Source organism: Allobosea sp. 10N428, assembly GCF_056394545.1.
This window is the reverse complement of the sequence record NZ_JBFTIC010000001.1, coordinates 735449-748224: the sequence shown is the minus strand read 5'-3', so window position 1 is coordinate 748224 and position 12776 is coordinate 735449. Positions and strand designations below refer to the sequence as shown.

At 67.1% G+C, this 12776-nt stretch carries 11 protein-coding genes; 7 read left to right on the top strand and 4 right to left on the bottom strand.

What is annotated here, in order from left to right:
• Nucleotides 1–102 precede the first annotated feature (102 nt).
• From rpiA to AC1DDA_RS03425, 3 genes are all read left to right on the top strand, one after another.
• On the top strand, nucleotides 103–804 hold the full coding sequence (gene rpiA / locus AC1DDA_RS03435; RefSeq protein ID WP_476794640.1) for a ribose-5-phosphate isomerase RpiA: 702 nt from the start codon (nucleotides 103–105) through the stop codon (nucleotides 802–804).
• A gap of 116 nt (nucleotides 805–920) precedes the next feature.
• On the top strand, nucleotides 921–1418 hold the full coding sequence (locus AC1DDA_RS03430) for a DUF2059 domain-containing protein (protein WP_476794639.1): 498 nt from the start codon (nucleotides 921–923) through the stop codon (nucleotides 1416–1418).
• Nucleotides 1419–1726: 308 nt separating this feature from the next.
• On the top strand, nucleotides 1727–2770 hold the full coding sequence (locus AC1DDA_RS03425) for an SDR family oxidoreductase (protein ID WP_441512351.1): 1044 nt from the start codon (nucleotides 1727–1729) through the stop codon (nucleotides 2768–2770).
• Here the strand turns inward: AC1DDA_RS03425 and AC1DDA_RS03420 are convergent.
• The 3 genes from AC1DDA_RS03420 to AC1DDA_RS03410 form a co-directional block, all read right to left on the bottom strand.
• Entirely contained in the window at nucleotides 2751–4250 is a 1500-nt protein-coding gene (locus AC1DDA_RS03420) for a tripartite tricarboxylate transporter permease (RefSeq protein WP_476794638.1), read from the bottom strand. The genes AC1DDA_RS03425 and AC1DDA_RS03420 overlap by 20 nt on opposite strands.
• 14 nt (nucleotides 4251–4264) lie before the next feature.
• On the bottom strand, nucleotides 4265–4744 hold the full coding sequence (locus AC1DDA_RS03415; protein ID WP_476794637.1) for a tripartite tricarboxylate transporter TctB family protein: 480 nt from the start codon (nucleotides 4742–4744) through the stop codon (nucleotides 4265–4267).
• 98 nt (nucleotides 4745–4842) lie between these two features.
• Nucleotides 4843–5808 carry a Bug family tripartite tricarboxylate transporter substrate binding protein gene (locus AC1DDA_RS03410; protein ID WP_441512354.1) on the bottom strand — a complete coding sequence of 322 codons (966 nt, stop codon included), beginning with the start codon at nucleotides 5806–5808 and terminating at the stop codon, nucleotides 4843–4845.
• A 232-nt stretch (nucleotides 5809–6040) separates the two neighbouring features.
• On the opposite strand from AC1DDA_RS03410, the gene AC1DDA_RS03405 reads away from it, so the two are divergent.
• The 3 genes from AC1DDA_RS03405 to AC1DDA_RS03395 all read left to right on the top strand — a co-directional run bounded on the left by AC1DDA_RS03405 (nucleotide 6041) and on the right by AC1DDA_RS03395 (nucleotide 10287).
• Nucleotides 6041–7294, top strand: coding sequence for an O-antigen ligase family protein (locus tag AC1DDA_RS03405; protein WP_476794636.1), 1254 nt, complete (start codon nucleotides 6041–6043; stop codon nucleotides 7292–7294).
• The gene (gene gor, locus AC1DDA_RS03400; RefSeq protein ID WP_476794635.1) at nucleotides 7287–8657 is read left to right on the top strand and encodes a glutathione-disulfide reductase; all 1371 of its coding nucleotides are present in this window, start codon (nucleotides 7287–7289) and stop codon (nucleotides 8655–8657) included. The genes AC1DDA_RS03405 and gor overlap by 8 nt, the downstream gene beginning before the upstream one ends.
• Before the next feature lie 244 nt (nucleotides 8658–8901).
• Nucleotides 8902–10287, top strand: coding sequence for a class II 3-deoxy-7-phosphoheptulonate synthase (locus tag AC1DDA_RS03395; protein WP_476794634.1), 1386 nt, complete (start codon nucleotides 8902–8904; stop codon nucleotides 10285–10287).
• 77 nt (nucleotides 10288–10364) lie between these two features.
• Here the strand turns inward: AC1DDA_RS03395 and AC1DDA_RS03390 are convergent, their stop codons facing one another.
• The gene (locus AC1DDA_RS03390; RefSeq protein WP_476794633.1) at nucleotides 10365–11240 is read right to left on the bottom strand and encodes an outer membrane protein; all 876 of its coding nucleotides are present in this window, start codon (nucleotides 11238–11240) and stop codon (nucleotides 10365–10367) included.
• A 152-nt stretch (nucleotides 11241–11392) separates the two neighbouring features.
• Here AC1DDA_RS03390 and gltX point away from each other — a divergent pair, with 152 nt between their 5' ends.
• Entirely contained in the window at nucleotides 11393–12733 is a 1341-nt protein-coding gene (gene gltX, locus AC1DDA_RS03385; protein WP_476794632.1) for a glutamate--tRNA ligase, read from the top strand.
• The last annotated feature ends 43 nt before the right edge of the window (nucleotides 12734–12776 follow it).

Sequence of the window (12776 nt, the reverse complement as noted above, 5' to 3'; positions counted from 1 at the left end):
ACCTGCGCGCGCTGGACATGGAGCGCGGGGCGCGGCAGGAGAGCGGCGCTACTTTTCGTGGGTAGCGGCCGGTCTCCATCAAACTCCATCCGGGCAAATCCTATGAACGCCGATGATCTGAAGAAGCAGGCTGCCGCCCGCGCGCTCGAGCTCGTGAGGCCCGGCATGCGCCTCGGTCTCGGAACGGGCTCCACCGCGAAGCATTTCGTCGATCTCCTCGGTACGAAGGTCGCGTCCGGCTTCGCGGTGACCTGCGTCGCCACCTCCGAGGCGACGCAGGCGCAGGCGGTCTCGTTGGGTATCCCGATGTCCACTCTCGACGAGACCCCCGAGCTCGATCTGACGATCGATGGCGCCGATGAGCTCGATCCGCAGCTGCGGCTGATCAAGGGTGGTGGTGCGGCACTGCTGCGCGAGAAGATCGTCGCCGCCGCTTCCGCGCGCATGATCGTCATTGCCGATGACGGCAAGCTGGTGCAGCAGCTCGGCCGCTTCCCGCTGCCGATCGAGATCGTACCCTTCGGCCTGGAAGCGACGCGCCGTGCGGTGGCTCAGGCCATCGCCGCTTCCGGCTCCGCCGGCAAAATCTCGCTGCGCGAGCGGGCCGATGGCACGACGCTCGTCACCGATGGCGGGCATTTCATCCTGGACGCCCATCTCGGCGCCATAGAGCGGCCGGAGTTGTTGGCCCAGGCCCTGAACATGGTGCCGGGGGTCGTGGAACACGGCCTGTTCATCGGTCTCGCGACCGGAGCGATCCTCGCCGGTGCCGAAGGGCTCAAGCTGCTCGGCAAGATCGAGTGATTCCATTCCTGTGCGATCCACGCTAAGGAACGCGCGAAACAATGGTCGGCTCGGCAGGGCCGGCGACGCTGCCGGTCGCATCGGCGGCTCGTCAACGATGAAGGGGTTTTGACCGCATGATCCGCCATATTCTCGCCAGCCTGGCCCTCGGCCTCGCGCTGCTGGGCGCCGCTCCCGCCTCTGCCCAGACGCCGACATTGACGCCGAGCCATCTCCAGGCGGCGCGCGAGGTCATGGAGCTGACCGGCGTCACGCAGAATATCAACAATATCTATCGCGAATTCGAAGAGAGCGCGAAGGGCCTCGTGGCAACCCGGCCGGAAATGGCGAAGGACACCGATGCCGTGCTCGGCGAGCTGAAGGCCGAGGCCGACAAGCGCTCGGAGGAGATGATCAAGACGTCTGCCGCCGTTTTCGCCAGCAAGATGACGGAATCCGACCTGAAGGCGGTCGCCGGCTTCTTCAAGTCCGAGGTCGGGCAGCGCTATACCAGCCTGCGTGGCAAGGCGATGGAAGAGATCTTCCCGCTTCTGCAGCCCTGGAGCGTGCAGACCAGCAATTATCTCTTCGATCGCTTCTCGCAGGAAATGCGCAAGCGCGGCCATACGCTCTAAGGCAGCTGGCCGGGGGCAGCGCCCAGCCATCGACGCCTCCCCTTCGCAGGAAGGGGAGGCGTTTTCGTTCGGCGCGTCGGTTTAAGGCCTGTGCCGCCAAGGTCCTTCATCGGCGTATCGCCTGCCCGTTTCCCGGTTCGGCGGGCGATGGGAGTGGAGACACGCCACAGCGCCGCACCGCCGGCGATCTGCGCCACTGCGGTCGCGCATTGCGTCCCGGTGCAGCCGATACATGTTGGGCGCTGGCGTTCGTTCGGCTGCCGACCTATCTGCGGGATGTCGCAGTTGCAGCTTTCGGAGCCAGGACCATGACCCGCGACCTCGTGCTGGTGACCGGAGGCTCCGGCTTCGTTGCAGGACATTGCATCCTGAAGCTGCTGGAGGCGGGATTCGATGTTCGTGCCACGCTGCGCTCGCCAGCGCGGGAAGAGCGCTTGCGGGAAGCCTTGAAAGCGGCGGGGATCGATGCGGGCGAGCGCCTGCAGATCGCCGCTGCCGATCTGATGCAGGATGCCGGATGGGATGCGGCGATGGCCGGTTGCTCCCATGTGATGCACGTCGCATCGCCGCTGGCGTCAGCGGCTCCCAGGGACGAGGATGAGCTGATCCGTCCGGCGCGCGACGGCACGCTCCGCGTTCTCCGCGCCGCTCGTCGCGCCGGGGTGAAGCGCGCCGTGCTGACCTCTTCCTTCGCGGCCATCGGCTATGGCCGCGCGCTGAGGCGCCCCTATGACGAGCGCGACTGGACCAATCCGTCCGCGCCCGGCCTCGCCGCCTATCCGAAGTCGAAAACGCTGGCCGAGCTTGCCGCCTGGGATTTCGTCGACGGGGAAGGGCAGGGGCTCGAACTCGCCGTGGTCAATCCGGTCGGCGTCTTCGGTCCGCTGCTGGGGCCGGACCTTTCCGCCTCGATCCTGCTAGTGAAGACCATGCTGGAGGGGAGGCTCTGGGCGGTTCCGCGGCTGATGTTCGGCGTGGTCGATGTGCGCGACGTCGCTGACCTGCATTTGCGCGCCATGACCGACCCTGCCGCGGCGGGCGAGCGCTTTCTCGCGACCGCCGGGGATTTCATGACGATGCACGCCATCGCCCAGGCGTTGAAGGATGGGCTCGGCGAGCGCGCCGCCGGCGTCTCGACCCGCACATTGCCGGACTGGCTGGTGCGCTTTGCCGCGCGCTTCAGCGCCACCGCGCGTCAGGCAGCGACGCCGGAGCTCGGCCGCGTCAAGAACGCGACCAGCGCCAAGGCGCGGGCCATGCTGGGCTGGCAGCCCAGGCCGCCTGCAGAGGCGCTCGTCGCGACCGGCGAGAGCCTGCTGCGGCTCGGCCTCGTCAGTCCTCGGAGGCCTTGAAGCGGTTCAGCCCCTTCATCGCGAAGGGCGCGACCAAGGCGAGCGCGGCGATGCCGAGCAGTGTCGCCGAGATCGGATTCTCCAGCAGGATCATCGGGTCGCCGAGGCTGATCTGCAAGGCGCGGCGCAATTGCTGCTCCGCCATCGGCCCGAGGATAAGACCGACCACCATCGGCGCTACCGGGTAGTCGTAGCGGCGCATCAGGTAGCCGATGAAGCCAAAGACGAAGAGCATGGTCAGTTCGACCGCCGAGCCGTTGACCGCGAGCGTGCCCATCGTCGCGAAGACGAGGATGCCGGCATAGAGCCAGGGCTGCGGGATCGCGAGCAGCCGGACCCAGAGCCCGATCAGCGGCAGGTTCAGGATCACCAGCATGACGTTGGCGATGAAGAGCGAGGCGATCAGGCCCCAGACGAGGTCCGGCCTCTCGGCGAAGAGCAGCGGGCCGGGGTTGAGGCCGTATTGCTGGAAGCCGGCGAGCATGATCGCCGCCGTCGCCGAGGTCGGCAGGCCGAGCGTCAGCAGCGGCACCAGCGTTCCCGCGGCGGAGGCATTGTTGGCTGCCTCCGGCCCGGCGACGCCCTCGATCGCGCCCTTGCCGAACTCGTCCGGGTATTTGCAGAGCTTCTTCTCGGTCGAGTAGCTCAGGAAGGTCGGGACTTCGGCGCCGCCGGCCGGCAAGGCGCCGATCGGGAAGCCGAAGGCGGTGCCGCGCAGCCACGGCGCCCAGGAGCGCTTCCAGTCCTCCTTCGTCATCCAGAGCGAGCCCTTGATCGGGATGATCTCTTCCGGCTCGCGGAAGCGCTTGGAGGCGACGTAGAAGGCCTCGCCCACGGCGAAGAGACCAACGGCCAGCGTCGTCACTTCGACGCCGTTGAGCAGCTCCGGCACGCCGAAGGTCAGGCGCGCCTGGCCGGTCAGCTTGTCGATGCCGACCAGTCCCAGCGTGATGCCGAGGAACAGGCTGGTCAGCCCGCGCAGCGGCGAATCGCCGAAGGTCGCCGATACCGTGACGAAGGCGACGATCATCAGGGCGAAATAGTCCCAGGGACCGAACTTGACGGCGACCTCGACGAGCCAGGGCGCGAGGAAGGCAAGCCCGATCGTCGCGATCAGGCCGGCGACGAAGGAGCCGATCGCCGATGTCGCAAGCGCGGGGCCGCCGCGGCCGGCCTTGGCCATCTTCGAGCCTTCGAGGGCCGTGGCGAGAGAGGCGCTTTCGCCCGGCGCATTGAGCAGGATCGCGGTGGTCGATCCGCCATACATGCCGCCATAGTAGATGCCCGCGAACATGATCAGCGACCCGGCAGGGTCGAGCTTGAAGGTGACCGGCAGCAGCAGCGCGACGGTCAGCGCCGGGCCGATTCCGGGCAGCACGCCGACTGCGGTGCCGAGAAAGACGCCGATGAGGCAGAACAGCAGCTTGGAGGGCTCGAAGGCGACGCCGAAGCCGTTGAGCAGCGAAAGCAAGGTATCCATCGTTCAGCCCCGGCTCAGAGGAAGAGTTGCTCGAGCGGTCCCGACGGCAGGATCAGCGTCAGGAGCTTCGCGAAGACGAGGAAGATGATCAGGCCGAGGACGAAGCCGATTGCCGCATCGATGAGCAGGGCCTGCCGGCCCATGCCGCGCGCGGTGCAGGCGAAGACCACGGAGATGGCGATGATGAAGCCGCCGCCAAGCCCGATGCAGGCAATCAGGAAGACGAGGCCGCCTGCGATCCACAGGAGGGCCTTGTTGTCGGCCGCCTCCGGCTCGGGCAGGCCTTCGCGGAAGGCGACGACGAAATGCGCCAGGCCGAGGATGACGAGGCCGACCGTCACGACATAGGGCATGGCTGTCGGCCCGATGCCATAGGTGGAGGTGATGGTCTGCGTGGAGGCATCGTAGCCCACGAGGGCGGCGACGATCAGCAGCAGCACACCGACGACCAGTGCCGGCTTGTTGGCACCTTGCGTGCGAGTCTCGTTCGTCATGGCGTTCCCGCAGGGTAAGGCCGGCGCTTTCGCGCGCTTCTGGCGGTGAGAAAAGGGGCCGGTTTCCCGGCCCCTCCGATCTTAGACGTCGGAAGAAATTACTTCACCAGGCCGACTTCGGTCATCACCTTCGAGACGCGTTCGATCTCGGCCTTCAGGAAGGTGTCGAAGGCGGCGCCAGCAAGGAAGGCGTCGTCCCAGCCGCGGGCCTTGAGGATTTCCTGCCACTCCTTCGACTTGACCATCTTCTCGACGGTTTCGGTCAGGGCCTTGGTCTGGTCGGCCGAGAGGCCGGGAGGAGCGACGACCGAACGCCAGTTCAGCAGTTCGAGGTTGATGCCCTGCTCCTTCAGCGTCGGCGCGTCCGGCGCATTCTCGAGGCGCTTGGGCGAGGAGACGGCGAGCACGCGCAGCTTCCCGGCCTTGATCTGGCCTTCGAACTCGCCATAGCCCGAGACGCCGGCGGTCACGCGCCCACCGAGCATCGCAGCCAGCGCCTCGCCGCCGCCCGAGAACGGGATGTAGTTGATCTTCTTGGCGTCGGCGCCGACTGCTTGCGCGAACAGCGCCGCGAGGATGTGGTCGGTACCGCCGGCCGAGCCGCCCGCCCAGGTCACCTTGGCCGGATCGGCCTTCAGGCGCTCGGCCAGGTCCTTGGCGGTCTTGAGCGGGGATTCCGTCGGGACGACGATGACCTCGGCCTCGGCGGTGAGGCGCGCGATCGGCGTCACCTGCGTCAGGTTGACCGGCGACTTGTTGAGGAGGATCGCGCCGACCATCACGAAGCCGTTGACCATCAGCTGATGGCCGTCGCCTTTCGCGCCGATGAGCTGGGCAAGGCCGATCGTGCCGCCGGCGCCGGTGACGTTGTTGACCTGCACGCTCTTGACGATGCCAGCCGAGGTCAGAGCCTGCTGCATCGAGCGCGCGGTGCCATCCCAGCCGCCGCCCGGCGCTGCGGGGGCCATGATCTTCAGTTCAGTGAGCTGGGCGAAGGCGGCCGTCGAGAGAGCGGCGAGAGCCACCGCAGTCAGGGCAGTGCGCTTCAGAACAGATGTCAGCATGGATTTCCTCCGATTACGGCCCCTGCCGTGGTTTTTTTGGGCAGCTTCGGCTGTGACACCTTGCCACGCAGGGCGTCAATTGCGCCTGATTGAATAATGACTTGACAATAATCGTCCGGTTCCGCCGCGTTCGCCCTGGCCTCTGCTCCTTTCGTTCTACGACTCCGGCCGGCTTCCGGATAAGTCTCTGGCGGCGCTTCTCGCGATCGCGTAATCGCAACCCATGAGTCAGATGCGTTTCGCCGACCGCCACGAATCCGCGCCCGACAGGGGGAAGTTGCCGTCGCGCCTGACGGCGATCGGCGTGGCGCTCATGGTGCTGATGCCGCTGGCGATGTGGCTGGCCAACCGCTCCGCCCCGCTCATGCTCGGCTTGGCCGTCATTCCCTTCATGGCCGCGGCCGTCGCCGCGGGCCACGCGGGAGGCGTCGCCGCGCGCTTGCGGAGCCTGCTTGCGACACCCCTGGGACTGACCCTGGCTGCCTTCCTTGCCTGGGCGCTGATCTCGATTGCCTGGAGTCACAAGCCGGGCGCCTCCCTGCGCGCCTGGGCAGAGCTTGTTCTGCCGATCGCCTTCGCGTTTGCGATTGCCGCCTCGGGCCGGTTCAGGCCAAGGCCGGCGTGGCTGCGGGCGCTCGCATTCGCGCTGATCCTGGCGTGCCTGCTATCGATCGTCGAACTTGCCTCTGGCCTCTCGCAGCGGGCGGCGCTCGGCGTCGGCAAGCTGATGAGCTTCGTCTTCAACCGGCCCGCAATCACAGCGCTGATGCTGGCCGTTCCGACGATTCACGGTCTCTGGAATGCGCCGGCCGCACGCCGGTCCGACCGGATATTGGCGGTCATCCTCGGTTTGACTGTTGCCGCATTGGCACTGCGCTCGGAGAGTGCGTCCGCGCGGCTTGGCGTCGCGGTCTGTGTCGTCTGCTGGGCGTTGTCGGCCTGTTGGCCGCGCCTGACGCTGACGGCGGCCGGCCTGGGCTTCGTCCTCGCCATGGTGATGGCGCCGGTGCTCGGCATTGCCGCCCACAATTGGCTGCCCTCGATGATCCTGAACCGCTTCGCCGTGATGACCGGGCAGGCCCGCATCGATATCTGGCAGAGCTTCGGCGAGGTCGTGCGGGTGCAGCCGATCGCAGGCGCCGGCTTCGGGACCTCGGCCAGCATGGACCAGCACCCCGTGGCAGCCGAGGTGGCGCCGGAGCACAGGACGCTCCTCGGCGTCGGGCATCCGCATGACATGCCGCTGCAGGCATGGGCGGAGACCGGGGTGATCGGAGCAGGCATCCTGCTCCTGGCGGGCCTTCTCCTGCTCGCGCGGCTGCGCCGGATGAGCGCGCGGGAGATGGCGCCGCGCCTGGCCATGTTCGCTGCCGCTTTTGCAATTTCCGTCGTCGGGCACGGAGCCTGGCAGGGCTGGTGGATCGCACTGCTGGGAGCCGGAATCCTCTGGTTCGGACCGGGGCGCCAAGGAGAAGATCATGGCTGAATTCGACGTCGATCTCTTCGTCATCGGGGCGGGCTCCGGCGGCACGCGTGCGGCGCGCATCGCGGCGGGGCATGGCGCCCGTGTGATGATCGCGGAGGAGGATCGCATCGGCGGCACCTGCGTCATCCGCGGCTGCGTGCCGAAGAAGCTCTTCGTCTATGCAAGCCGCTTCGCCGAGGATTTCGAGGACGCGGCCGGCTTTGGCTGGACGCTGGGCGCCAAGCCCGCCTTCGACTGGCCGACACTGCGCGATGCCGTGGCGAACGAGGTCACGCGCCTGTCCGGCCTCTATCGCAAGGGTCTGGAAGGCGCCAAGGTCGAGATCCGGGAAGAGCGCGCCGTCGTCGAGGGGCCGCATAGCGTTCGGTTGGTCAAAAGCAGCCAGACCGTCACCGCCCGGCACATCCTCGTCGCGACCGGTGGCTGGCCCGCCTTCGACCCGCCGATCCCCGGCGGCGAGCTCGGCATCTCCTCCAACGAGGTCTTCCATCTTCCGGCGTTGCCGAAGCGGCTTCTGGTCGTTGGCGGCGGCTACATCGCGCTCGAATTCGCCAGCCTCTTTGCTCGGCTCGGCGTTGCCGTGACGCTGCTCCATCGCGGCGATAACATCCTGCGCGGCTTCGACGAAGACGTCCGCAACCGCCTGCGCGATGCTCTGGCCCATGCCGGCATTACCATGCGTCTCGGCTGCACCATTGAGCGTATTGAGGAACTGGCCGACGGCAGCCGCCGCGCCCATTGTGCCCATGGCGCGCCGATCGATGCCGATGTCGTTCTCGTCGCGACCGGCCGGAGGCCCAACACGAAAGGTCTGGGGCTCGAGCGGGCGGGGGTGAAACTCGGTCCGCTCTGCGAGGTCGCCGTCGACGCAGCCTCGGCCAGCAGCGTGCCGTCGATCCACGCGGTCGGCGATGTTACCAACCGCGTCAACCTGACCCCCGTCGCAATCCGGGAGGGACATGCCTTCGCCGACAGCACCTTCGGCAATCGGTCCTGGGCCGTTGATCACGCCACGGTCGCCTCGGCGGTCTTCACCACGCCGGAGATCGGTACGGTCGGCCTGTCGGAGAACCAGGCGATTGCCGCCGGGCATGATGTCAGGATCTTCGAATCTGGCTTCCGCCCGATGAAGGCGACCATCTCCGGGCGGCACGAGCGCACCTATATGAAGCTCGTCGTCGATGCGGCCACCGACAAGGTACTCGGCGTCCATATCCTCGGCCATGACGCCGGCGAGATCATCCAGGCCATTGCCATCGCAGTGACGATGGGGGCGACCAAGGCGGATTTCGACCGCACCGTCGCCTTGCACCCGAGTGCAGCCGAGGAACTCGTGACGATGCGCTCGCCGCGGGCGGGCTAGCGTCGGCGCAGCGTCGATTCCGTCGGAGCGGAACCGCCCGGCGACGCGCGGTGCAATCGCCCGCGCGGAGGGCGGAAGGTGGCGTGCCGCTGCGCTGGAGCCGCGTTTCGGCTCTCGTTTTGGTATGCCGAAACCTGCTGCTGGCGCGCGGTGGCTATTCTCGTGCCTTGGGTGTATAGCCGCGCCTTCGCGCTACCAAGAGGTTAACCACGCGCGATCTCAAAGATCAGGAGCACGTAGTCCCATGTCCGAGCGGTGGACGCCAGAGAGCTGGAGGGCCAAGCCCGCCCAGCAGATTCCGGATTATCCGGACCAGGCAGCCTTGAAGGCGGTCGAGCAGCAGCTCGCCGGCTTTCCGCCGCTCGTTTTTGCAGGCGAGGCGCGCAAGCTCAAACGGGCGTTGGGCAAAGTTGCGGCCGGCGAGGCCTTCCTCCTTCAGGGCGGCGACTGCGCCGAGAGCTTCGCCGAGCATTCGGCCGACAACATCCGCGATTTCTTCCGCCTGTTCCTGCAGATGGCGGTGGTGCTGACTTTCGCCGGCGGCTCGCCGGTGGTGAAGGTTGGGCGCATCGCCGGCCAGTTCGCCAAGCCGCGTTCGGCGCCGACGGAGAAGGAAGGCGGCGTCGAGCTTCCCAGCTACAAGGGCGACATCGTCAACGACATCGCCTTCACGGCGGAGGCGCGCATCCCCGATCCGCGCCGCCAGCTCGAGGCCTACCGGCAGTCGGCAGCGACGCTGAATCTGATCCGCGCCTTCGCGACGGGCGGCTACGCTAATCTCGACAACGCGCATCGCTGGATGCTCGGCTTCGTCAAGGATAGCCCGCAGTCGCATCGCTATCAGGAAGTCGCTGAGCGCATCACCGAGGCGCTCGACTTCATGCGCGCGATCGGCATCGACCCCGAGACCCATCCGGAGATGCGCACGACCGACTTCTACACCAGCCACGAGGCGCTGCTGCTCGGCTACGAGCAGGCGATGACCCGCACCGACTCGACGACCGGCGAGTGGTACGACACCTCCGGCCACATGGTCTGGATCGGCGATCGCACGCGCCAGCTCGACCATGCCCATGTCGAGTTCTTCCGCGGCATCAAGAACCCGATCGGTCTGAAATGCGGTCCCTCGACCACGGTCGACGGCCTGCTCAAGCTGATCGAGGTGCTCGACCCGCAGAACCAGCCGGGCCGCCTGACGCTGATCGCCCGCTTCGGCGCCGACAAGGTCTTCGACAACCTGCCGGCTCTGGTGCGCGCGACCAAGCGCGAAGGGCGCAACGTCGTCTGGTCCTGCGACCCGATGCACGGCAACACGGTCAAGGCGGCGAGCGGCTACAAGACCCGGCCCTTCGACCTGATCATGACCGAGGTGAAGAACTTCTTCGCCGTCCACCAGGCTGAAGGCACCCATGCCGGCGGCCTGCACCTGGAGATGACCGGCAAGAACGTCACCGAGTGCACCGGCGGCGCGCGCGGCATGACCGACGCCGATCTCAACGATCGCTATCACACGGTCTGCGATCCCCGCCTCAATGCCGAGCAGGCGCTGGAGCTCGCCTTCCTGGTTGCCGAACTCGTCAAGCGCGAGCGGGCAGGGCGGACCCGGCCGGAGGTCGAGGCGGCCGAATAAGGCCGCGCGGCAGAGAGAAAAAGCGGAAAGGCCGGGACGTTTCGTCCCGGCCTTTCCGTTTCTGGCATTGTCTGAATTCAGAACTTGACGGCTGCTGCCGCCCGCGCGGTGTTGACAGTCGTCGTCGTGCCCTCGACATCGGCGAAGCGAATGAGCTGATATTCGCCGCGCAGGATGAGATTGTCGGACAGGGCCCATTCCACGCCGCCGCCTATGGCGAGGCCGAAGCCGTAGACGTTCTTTTTGGTGGCGCCGACAGGCGGATCGCCGGGCGAGCGCCCGACCGAGTAACCGGACTCCGGCAGCCCGGTTACAGGATTCGTTCTGGTCAGATAGTTGGTCGTGGCGATCGTCGAGCTCGTGTTGAAGCGTCCCACCGCTCCGCCGATCGTGGCGAACGGCATGATGCTGCCGTAGCTCCAGCCCATGCGCAGGCGGGCCGTGACGTAGTCGTCGAGCTTGGCACTTTGATTCGTGTTCAACGAGAAATCGTTGATGGTGCCGTCCGAGGTAATGAAGCGGCGGGCAATGAAGTCGTTGATTTGATAGCTTTGTCCGGAGCGCGTGTAGTCGGCCTCCAGGCCCAGTACCACATCGCCGAACGCCCAGTTGTAGCCCAGGAAGCCGAAATAGGTCGCGCCGCTATCGCTCTTCTCGGGCAGGTTGTTGACCAGCGAGCCCATGTTGACCTGTTGGCCAAGCAGCGTGTTGCGGAATGCGAAGTTGGCAAGGTCCTGCAGCCCCGTCCCGGGCTTGAACTTGGTGTCGGAGACGCCGGCGCCGCCGCCGAAGTAGAAGCCGGACCAGTTGATGCCACGGTCGATCGTCGGCTGTTCCTGAGGCTCGATGACCTGCGAGCCGCGCAGATAATCCGCCGCGTAGGCAGGGGCGGCGAGTAGAACTGCCGCGAGGGCAGTGGCCGCGAGCGCGGGCTCGATGGAACGGATACGCATCCTGATCTCCCAGAGCAGCTGTCCGGCTCCACCCGTTTCGCCCTGCTCGAAGACAATTCATGCCTTGGTAACCCTAATACGCGGTTAACGGTGCGGCATGGCCCGGAAAGACGCGATTGTCGCCTGCCTGCAAACGCGCCATAAGCCGCGTCATGACATCGCCCCTGGTTCGCTTCGCGCCGTCGCCCACCGGCTATCTCCACATCGGCAACGCCCGGCCGGCGCTGTTCAACTGGCTCTTCGCCCGCCGGCATGGCGGCCGCTTCCTGCTGCGCTACGACGATACCGATCTCGGCCGGTCGAGGCCCGAATATGCGCAGGCCATTGCCGAGGATCTCGGCTGGCTCGGCATCGTGCCCGATCTCGTGATCAAGCAGTCGGAGAGGCTTACGGTCTATGACGCCGCGGCTGAGCGCCTGCGCCAGGCGGGGCGTCTCTACGCCTGCTACGAGACCGCCGACGAGCTCGACAGGCGCCGCAAGCGCCAGCTCGCCCGCGGCCTGCCGCCGATCTACGACCGGGCCGCGCTGAAGCTCACCGCCGCGCAGAAGGCGGCCTTCGAGGCGGAGGGGCGCAAGCCGCACTGGCGCTTCCTTCTGGAGCCGCGCGAGGTCACTTGGGAAGATCTCGTGCGCGGCGCGTCGCATGTCGACTGCGCCTCGCTCTCCGATCCGGTTCTGGTGCGCGAGGACGGCAGCTATCTCTACACCCTGCCGTCGGTGGTCGACGACATCGAGACCGGCGTGACGCATGTCATCCGCGGCGAGGACCATGTCACCAACACCGCGGTGCAGGCACAGATCTTCGAGGCGCTGGGCGCGAGCCTGCCGGCCTTTGGCCATCACAACCTGCTGACCACCGCGAGCGGCGAGGGGCTTTCCAAGCGCCTCGGCCATCTCTCGCTGCGCGGCCTACGGGACAGCGGCGTCGAGGCGCTCGCGGTCGCGGCACTGGCGACAATGGTCGGCACCTCCGATGCCGTGCGCCCCGTCGCTAGCCTCGATGAACTGGCAGGCCTCGTCGAGCTCGCCCATGTCTCGCGGGCGCCGGCCAAGTTCGACGAGCACGAGCTGGCGGCGCTGAGCGCACGCACGCTCCATCATTTCTCATTCGAGGCCGTTGCGGAGCGGCTCGCCGCGCTCGGCGTCGGCGGCGGTGAGCCTTTCTGGCTGGCGGTGCGCGGCAATCTCGCGAAGCTGGACGAGGCGACCTTGTGGTGGCAGGTCGTTCAGGGCGCCGTCACGCCCGTGATCGCGGATCAGTCATTCGCGGCTACGGCTGCCGGCCTGCTGCCGCAGGAGCCCTTCGACGCCACGACCTGGAAGAGCTGGACGCAGGCCGTTTCGGCCGCGACCGGCGCCAAGGGCAAGGCGCTGTTCATGCCGCTGCGGCAGGCGCTGACGGGTCTTGATCACGGCCCGGAACTGGCGGCGCTGCTGCCGCTGATCGGGCGCGAGAAGGCGCTGAAGCGACTGGCCGGCGAGAGCGCCTGAAGGTTGTCATTCCGGGGCGAGCGCGTGGCGCTCGAACCCGGAA

Coding starts and splice junctions, on each gene's coding strand:
- AC1DDA_RS03410 (WP_441512354.1), bottom strand. CDS start 5,808: ATGCTGACATCTGTTCTGAAGCGCACTGCCCTGACTGCGGTGGCTCTC.
- rpiA (WP_476794640.1), top strand. CDS start 103: ATGAACGCCGATGATCTGAAGAAGCAGGCTGCCGCCCGCGCGCTCGAG.
- gor (WP_476794635.1), top strand. CDS start 7,287: ATGGCTGAATTCGACGTCGATCTCTTCGTCATCGGGGCGGGCTCCGGC.
- AC1DDA_RS03395 (WP_476794634.1), top strand. CDS start 8,902: ATGTCCGAGCGGTGGACGCCAGAGAGCTGGAGGGCCAAGCCCGCCCAG.
- AC1DDA_RS03415 (WP_476794637.1), bottom strand. CDS start 4,744: ATGACGAACGAGACTCGCACGCAAGGTGCCAACAAGCCGGCACTGGTC.
- AC1DDA_RS03390 (WP_476794633.1), bottom strand. CDS start 11,240: ATGCGTATCCGTTCCATCGAGCCCGCGCTCGCGGCCACTGCCCTCGCG.
- AC1DDA_RS03405 (WP_476794636.1), top strand. CDS start 6,041: ATGCGTTTCGCCGACCGCCACGAATCCGCGCCCGACAGGGGGAAGTTG.
- gltX (WP_476794632.1), top strand. CDS start 11,393: ATGACATCGCCCCTGGTTCGCTTCGCGCCGTCGCCCACCGGCTATCTC.
- AC1DDA_RS03425 (WP_441512351.1), top strand. CDS start 1,727: ATGACCCGCGACCTCGTGCTGGTGACCGGAGGCTCCGGCTTCGTTGCA.
- AC1DDA_RS03430 (WP_476794639.1), top strand. CDS start 921: ATGATCCGCCATATTCTCGCCAGCCTGGCCCTCGGCCTCGCGCTGCTG.
- AC1DDA_RS03420 (WP_476794638.1), bottom strand. CDS start 4,250: ATGGATACCTTGCTTTCGCTGCTCAACGGCTTCGGCGTCGCCTTCGAG.